The sequence below is a fragment of the Sinomonas sp. G460-2 genome, assembly GCF_047759905.1.
In the GTDB taxonomy this organism is placed as follows: Bacteria; Actinomycetota; Actinomycetes; order Actinomycetales; family Micrococcaceae; genus Sinomonas.
In genome coordinates this window covers 1-6,407 of record NZ_JBKZWT010000212.1, presented here as the reverse complement: position 1 = coordinate 6,407, position 6,407 = coordinate 1, and the positions used below count along the sequence as shown (strand labels likewise).

General features: G+C 69.9%; 5 protein-coding genes. All 5 read right to left on the bottom strand.

Annotation, left to right across the window (positions count from 1 at the left end):
* The coding region (locus tag ACLN58_RS16115; protein WP_415856269.1) for an FAD-dependent monooxygenase at positions 1-284 on the bottom strand (284 nt) is incomplete at its 3' end.
* 83 nt (positions 285-367) lie between these two features.
* A complete protein-coding gene (locus ACLN58_RS16110; protein WP_415856268.1) occupies positions 368-1,108 on the bottom strand; it encodes an aspartate/glutamate racemase family protein in 741 nt (246 codons plus the stop codon).
* Between the two features lie 136 nt (positions 1,109-1,244).
* Entirely contained in the window at positions 1,245-2,807 is a 1,563-nt protein-coding gene (locus ACLN58_RS16105) for an NCS1 family nucleobase:cation symporter-1 (protein ID WP_415856267.1), read from the bottom strand.
* Between the two features lie 346 nt (positions 2,808-3,153).
* Positions 3,154-3,804, bottom strand: a complete 651-nt coding sequence (locus ACLN58_RS16100; RefSeq protein WP_415856266.1) for a transglycosylase family protein — start codon at positions 3,802-3,804, stop codon at positions 3,154-3,156.
* A gap of 272 nt (positions 3,805-4,076) precedes the next feature.
* Positions 4,077-6,407 (bottom strand): DEAD/DEAH box helicase (locus ACLN58_RS16095; RefSeq protein ID WP_415856265.1); only part of this gene is annotated, 2,331 nt, incomplete at its 5' end.

The window sequence follows — 6,407 nt, the reverse complement described above, 5'->3', positions numbered from 1 at the left end:
AGCCGCGAGAGGTCGCCGATGCGGGCGGTTCCGGCGTCGAGCTGCGCGGCGACCTGCGTGATGCGCCGCTGGGGGATCGCGGCGAACGCGGGCCCGAGGCCGAGCTCGTCGAGGAGCGTGAGCGTGGAGGAGTGGACCGTGTCGCCGCGGAAGTCCCGGAGGAAGTCGGCGTGCTTCTCGAGGACCGTGACGGCGACGCCGGCCCGAGCCAGGAGGAGGCCCATGAACATTCCCGCGGGCCCGGCGCCGGCGATGGCGACGCGCGTGCGATCGTTCGCAGCCATGGGTTCAGCTTCTCACGCAATGGCCGGGTTTTCGCGGGTGCAAGCGGCTCGCACCCGCGAAAACCCGACCATTCGGCGCGGGGTCAGGCGAGAGTCACCGGCTGTCCCGGGAGCGGCCAGCCGAGCACGCGCTTGGGCCGGGGCGACGCGAAAGTGCGGATCTTCGACGTGGTGAGGCCGAGGCGCACGAGCGATTCCGCCGTCGCGACGGCCGCCGCGACCCCGTCGACCACGGGGACGCCGCAGCGCTCTCGAATGCGCCCCTCGAGTTCCGCCATCCCGCCGCAGCCGAGCACGATCACCTCGGCCTTGTCCTCTCGGACGGCCCACTCGGCCTCCGCGACGATCGCCTCGATCGCCGCCTCCGGGTTCGACTCGAGCTCGAGCACCGCGAGCCCGGACGCTCGGACCGAGGCGCAGCGAGCGTCGAGCCCCGCGAGCTTGAGCCGGTCCTCGATGAGCGGGACGGTGCGGTCGAGCGTCGTGACCACGGAGTATTTGTGCCCGAGGTACATGGCCGTCGCGGCCGCGGCCTCGGTGATGTCCACGACCGGGACGTCGAGGAGCTCCTGGAGCCCCTCGCGCCCGTGCTCGCCGTAGCCGGCCTGGACCACCGCGTCGAACTCGCCCTCGTACCGCGTGACGGCGTCCATGACCGCGACGGCCGCGAGGTAGCTCTCGAAGTTCCCCTCGCACGAATCCGCGCCGAACCGCGGCGTGAGGCCCACGATCTCCGTGTCCGGGAGCGCCGCGCGGCGGGCCTGCGCGGCGATCGCGTCGGTCATGGACTGGGTGGTGTTGACGTTGGCAACGAGGATGCGCATCGGGGGCTCTTTCGTCGGCTGCGGCTCGGGCGAGGATCGGGCGGGCGGGCGGATTGGGAAGGACATCGGCGCGGACGACGGCGGCGGGTGAGCGCCGCCGTCGTCCGCGCCTGGGGTGGGTTGGAGCGGGCGGGGGTCAGGCCGCGGGGACGGGCTCCGACTCGCCGGCCTTGATGTGCGGGCGGACCCGCTCGAGGACCGCGAAGGCGACGAAGCCGATGCCGCAGCCGACGAACCACGAGTAGTCCGAGATCCACTGGGCCTGGCCGACGATCGTCGGGATGAGGACCGACGCGATGGCGGGGACACCGGAGAGGATCATGGCCCACACGGCGTTCGGGTTGAAGCCGTTGACGAACCAGTAGCGGCCCTTCGGGCTCATGGTGTACATCTCCTCGACCCAGATCCGCTGGCGGCTCACCACGAAGTAGCCGGCGATGAGGATCCCGAAGAGCGGGCCGATGAGCGCGCCCAGGATGCCGAGGGAGTACTGGATCGCGGTCGCGTTGGAGTACCAGTTCCACGGGGTGAGGATCACGGAGCCGACCGCGGCGATCATGCCGCCCATGCGCCAGGAGATCTTCTGCGGGTTGACGTGGGAGAAGTCGAAGGCGGGGGAGATGAAGTTGGCCACGATGTTGATGCCGACGGTCGCGATGACGAACGTCAGGCCGCCGAGGATCGTGGCGAACGGAGCGTCGATGCGGGAGACCGTCTCGATCGGGTCGGTGATGAGTTCGCCGAACACCGGAACAGTGGCGGACGCCGTGATGACGGTCAGGAGGGAGAAGAAGAGGAAATTGATGGGCAGGCCGAGCAGGTTGCCCTTCTTGACCGCCTTGAACGACTTGGCGTAGCGGGAGAAGTCGCCGAAGTTGAGCATCGGGCCGGAGAAGTAGCTGACCACGAGGGCGACGGCAGAGAGCATGACCGGGATCGAGGCGCCGAAGTCGAGCGGCTTGCCCGCGGACAGGTTGAGGGAGACGTGGTCCCAGCCGGCGTTGGCCACGAGGTAGACCGCCAGGAGGATCATGACGACGTAGACGGCCGGGCCGGCCCAGTCGACGAACTTCTTGATGGCCTCCATGCCGCGCCAGAAGACGAGGCCCTGGGCAACCCAGAGGATCGCGTACGCGACGTAGCCGAGGGGCGAGAGGCCCAGGAAGCCGTGTTCGTTCACCGCGAGCGGGGCGAGGGACGGCCAGAACTTGAGCATCACGATCACGAGCGACTGGGACGCGAGGTACGTCTGCACGCCGTACCAGGCGATCGCGATGAGTCCGCGGATGATCGCGGGGATGTTGGCTCCGCGGACGCCGAAGATCGCGCGGTTGATCACGGGGTAGGGGACGCCCGTCGCCTGGCTTGGCTTCGCGACGAGGTTGCAGAAGAACTGGACGATCAGGATCCCGACGACGAGGGAGACCAGGACCTGCCAGGACGCGAGCCCGAGGGCGAAGAGGCTGCCTGCCGTGACGTAGCCGCCCACGCTGTGAACGTCTGACATCCAGAAGGCGAAGATGTTGTAGGAGCCCCACTTCTGCTCCTTGAGCGGATCGAGGTCCTTGTTCGAAAGGCGCGGGTCGCGGTCCGGCTGGTGGGCCGCGGCGCCGTCGGACGACGGCGGTGCCGTGCGTTCCGTGGTGAGGGTGAGGGGGGTATTCAGCGGCTGGACGACGGTGTCCGGAGTGCTGTTCATGGTTCTCTTTCGGATCGATGGTTGCGGTTGGGGAACCGCGGGGATCCGCTGGCCTGTTGCGCTGTGAGGCTCAGCTTCCGGCGCTGGCGCCGGGTGCGGTGAGTCTCAGTGGGGTGTGACTGGGGTCTCATCGCTTGGTATACAAGATAGCTCTGGGATACCAGGCTTGGCAATAGATTCGTGGAAATAATTTTCCGACATGCGAGATGCTTTGGAAAGGGCGACGGCGGGGCGGGCCGAACGCACGAGCGCCGCACCGTCGTCGTGCGCGTCAGGGGACGCGCGCGACGCCGATGCGGCGCTCGTACGGGGGATGGGGCCGGCCGAAGCCGGCTGGCTGCTAGGGCTAGGCCGCCGGAAGCTGGAGGACCTGGCCCGGGAAGATGAGGTTCGGGTTCGCGATGATCTTCGAGTTGGCGTCGGCGAGCTGCTGCCAGCCGTTGAGGCCGAGCTGCTCAGCGATGCCGCTGAGCGTGTCGCCGGCCTTGACCGTGTAGGTCTGGCCCGAGACCGGAACCGTGGCGGCGTGGCGCGGAGCAGCCTGGGCCGGAGCCTGCTGAACCGGGGCCTGCTGCACGGGAGCCTGCTGGACGGGCGCGGCCTGAGCCGGCGTGACCTGGACGGGGGTCGGGTTGGCGCCCGCGGTGCCGGACAGGCCGAGCTTTGCGGAGCACGCCGGCCACGCGCCCCAGCCCTGGCTCGCGAGGACGCGCTCGGCGACAGCGATCTGCTGCGCCTTCGAGGCCTGGTTCGGCATGCCCGTGCCGCCGAAGGACTGCCATGTGCCCAGCGTGAACTGGAGGCCGCCGTAGTAGCCGTTGCCGGTGTTGATGGCCCAGTTGCCGCCGGACTCGCACTGCGCGATGGCGTCCCACGTGGACGTGCTCGCGGCGTTGGCGGCGGGGGCGGCCAGAGCGGCGCCACCAAGGGCGGCGCCGGAAATGGCTGCGAGGGCGAGGGAACGACGTGCGGCGGTGGTGAAGGTGTTCTTTTTCATGGGTTTCTCACAGATGCACGGGGCTCCACCGGCACTCGTTCCGTCCCCGGAAGTCCGCGTGCGCCGCCGGCCCCTGACAGATCGAGGTCAGGACGATGGTGACTGCGCAGACGGCGGCGAGCGGTGGACGGCAGTACCCGGCATATATGGCCGACGTGCTGGGGACCGTCGACGTTGTACCCGCATCAGGGGCGGCTCGTTACCGAACCTTGATCTACCGTAGAGTAAGAATTCGTCGTTGCAAAATCGTGATCAAAATCGCGTGACCCAACTCAGGTCAAAAGCGTGCGAACGTCCTCAGCGGTCAGCGCCGAGGCGAACAGGGCGTCGTCGTCCATGACGGACGTGAACAGGGCGGCTTTCTTCTCCTTGAGCTCCATGACCTTCTCCTCGATCGTGCCGCGCGCCACGAGCCGATACGTCATGACGGTGCGCGTCTGGCCGATGCGGTGCGTGCGGTCCACGGCCTGGGCCTCGGCGGCCGGGTTCCACCACGGATCGAGCAGGAAGCAGTAGTCGGCCTCGGTGAGGTTGAGCCCCACGCCGCCGGCCTTGAGCGAGATGAGGAACACCGGGGCGTCGCCCTCCTTGAACCCCTGAACCACGTGGCCGCGGCGCTTCGTGGAGCCGTCGAGATAGGAGTAGCGGATCCCCTCGGCCTCGAGCCGCGCGGCCGCCATCTTGAGGAATGACGTGAACTGGCTGAACACGAGGGCCCGGTGCCCCTCGGCGATGACGTCGGCGAGCTGCTCGAGCAGAACGTCGAGCTTCGCCGGGGGCGGGCCGGCGAGTTCGGGGTCCACGAGCGACGGGTCGAGCGCCATGAGCCGCAGGAGCGTCAGCGAGCGGAACACGATGAAGCGGTTCCGGTCGAGATCCTCGACGAGGCCCAGCACCTTCTCGCGCTCGCGCTGGAGGTACTGCTCGTAGAGGCGCCGGTGCTTCGGCGCGAGCTCGACGTCGAGGCGCTGCTCGACCTTCTCCGGCAGCTCCGAGGCGACGGCCTCCTTGGTGCGCCGCAGCATGAGCGGGCGCACCCGGCGGCGCAGCCTCCCGAGCCGCCCCGCGTCCCCGCCCTTCTCGATGGGCCGCGCGAACTCCTGCGCGAAGTGGTTCGCGCCCGGGAAAAGGCCCGGCGCGACGATCGCGAAGAGCGACCACAGCTCCATGAGGCTGTTCTCCAGCGGGGTGCCCGTGAGCGCGAGCTTGAACGGCACGTCCAGGTCCCGCGCGTACTGATGCGCCTTCGTCGCGCGGTTCTTGAGGAACTGGGCCTCGTCCATGACGAGCCCGTCCCACGCGAGGGCCGAGTACGCGTCGACGTCGAGACGGAACAGCGCGTAGCTCGTCACCACGATGTCCGCGCCGTCCACGGTCGACGAGAGCGGGACGCCCGCGGCCTGCTCCGTGTCCCCGATCGCGACGGTCTTGAGCGAAGGCGCGAAGCGGGCGGCCTCGGCCGCCCAGTTGGGCACCACGGAGGTCGGCGCGACCACGAGGAACGGACGACGGCGCCCCTCACCGTCCGCGCCCGGCGTCGCCTCCCGCGCGTGGTCGCGCGCGTGCAGGAACAGGGCCAGGGTCTGGAGCGTCTTGCCGAGGCCCATATCGTCGGCGAGGACGCCCCCGAGCCCGTTCCGCCAGAGGAACGCGAGCCACTGAAAGCCCTCGCGCTGGTAGGGGCGCAGCTCGGCGGCGAGGCCCTCGGGTACCGCCACGGGGTCGAGGGCCGCCGGGTCCAGGAGCCCGCGAACGGTTTCGCGCCAGCGCGGCGGCTCGACCGTCTGGCCCGCGATCTCGGCGATCTCGTCCCAGAGCCCCGCCTGGTAGAGGCTCAACCGGGGCGGGTGGGGCGGGCCGCCGTCGGCGCGCCACTCGCGCAGTTCGTGCGACTCGTCGATGAGGTCCTTGAGCCGCAGGATCTCCGGGGTGTCGATCCGGAACCACGACTTGTCCGGCAGCATGACCTTCGTGCGTCCCTTCGCGAGTGCCACGAAGACGTCCTGGAACGCGATCTGGCGGCCCTCGATCGAGACCATGAGCCCGAGGTCGAACCAGTCGCGCTTCTCGCTCTCGACGGCGCTCAGCACGAGCTCGGGCGCCCCGTCGAGGCGCCGGTAGTCGGGCTGCTCGCCCCGCAGCACCACCTCGACCCCGGGGACGCCGCGCAGCTCCGGCAGCGTGCGCTCGGCGAAGTCGGCGGTATCGAGGTCGGTGAGCGTCGCCTCGCCGAGGGCACGCCGTCCGAGGGCGCTGTCCTCGAGCGCCCCCGCGACGCGCTCGATCGCGTCCGCCTCCGCGGCCTCGTCCCGCACGTGGCGCTCGCCTGCTGCCGAATAGAGCGGGAGCTGCCGCACGCCGTCGCCCGTCCTGTACTCCCAGTGCCACGCGAGGCGCAGCCGGTCGCGGGGCTCGAACGTCGCGGTGAGGACGAGCACGGGCGGCTCGACGCGCGGCAAGTCCACGCTCTCGTCCCCGCTTGCGACGGCCAGGCTGCGCGCGAGGTCGGGGTAGAGGTCGGCGAAGAACGCGTCGCGGTCCTCCTCGGGCACGGCGATCGCCTCGCGCCGGTGCAGGAGCGCCCGCTCGCGCTCGCTCAGGCG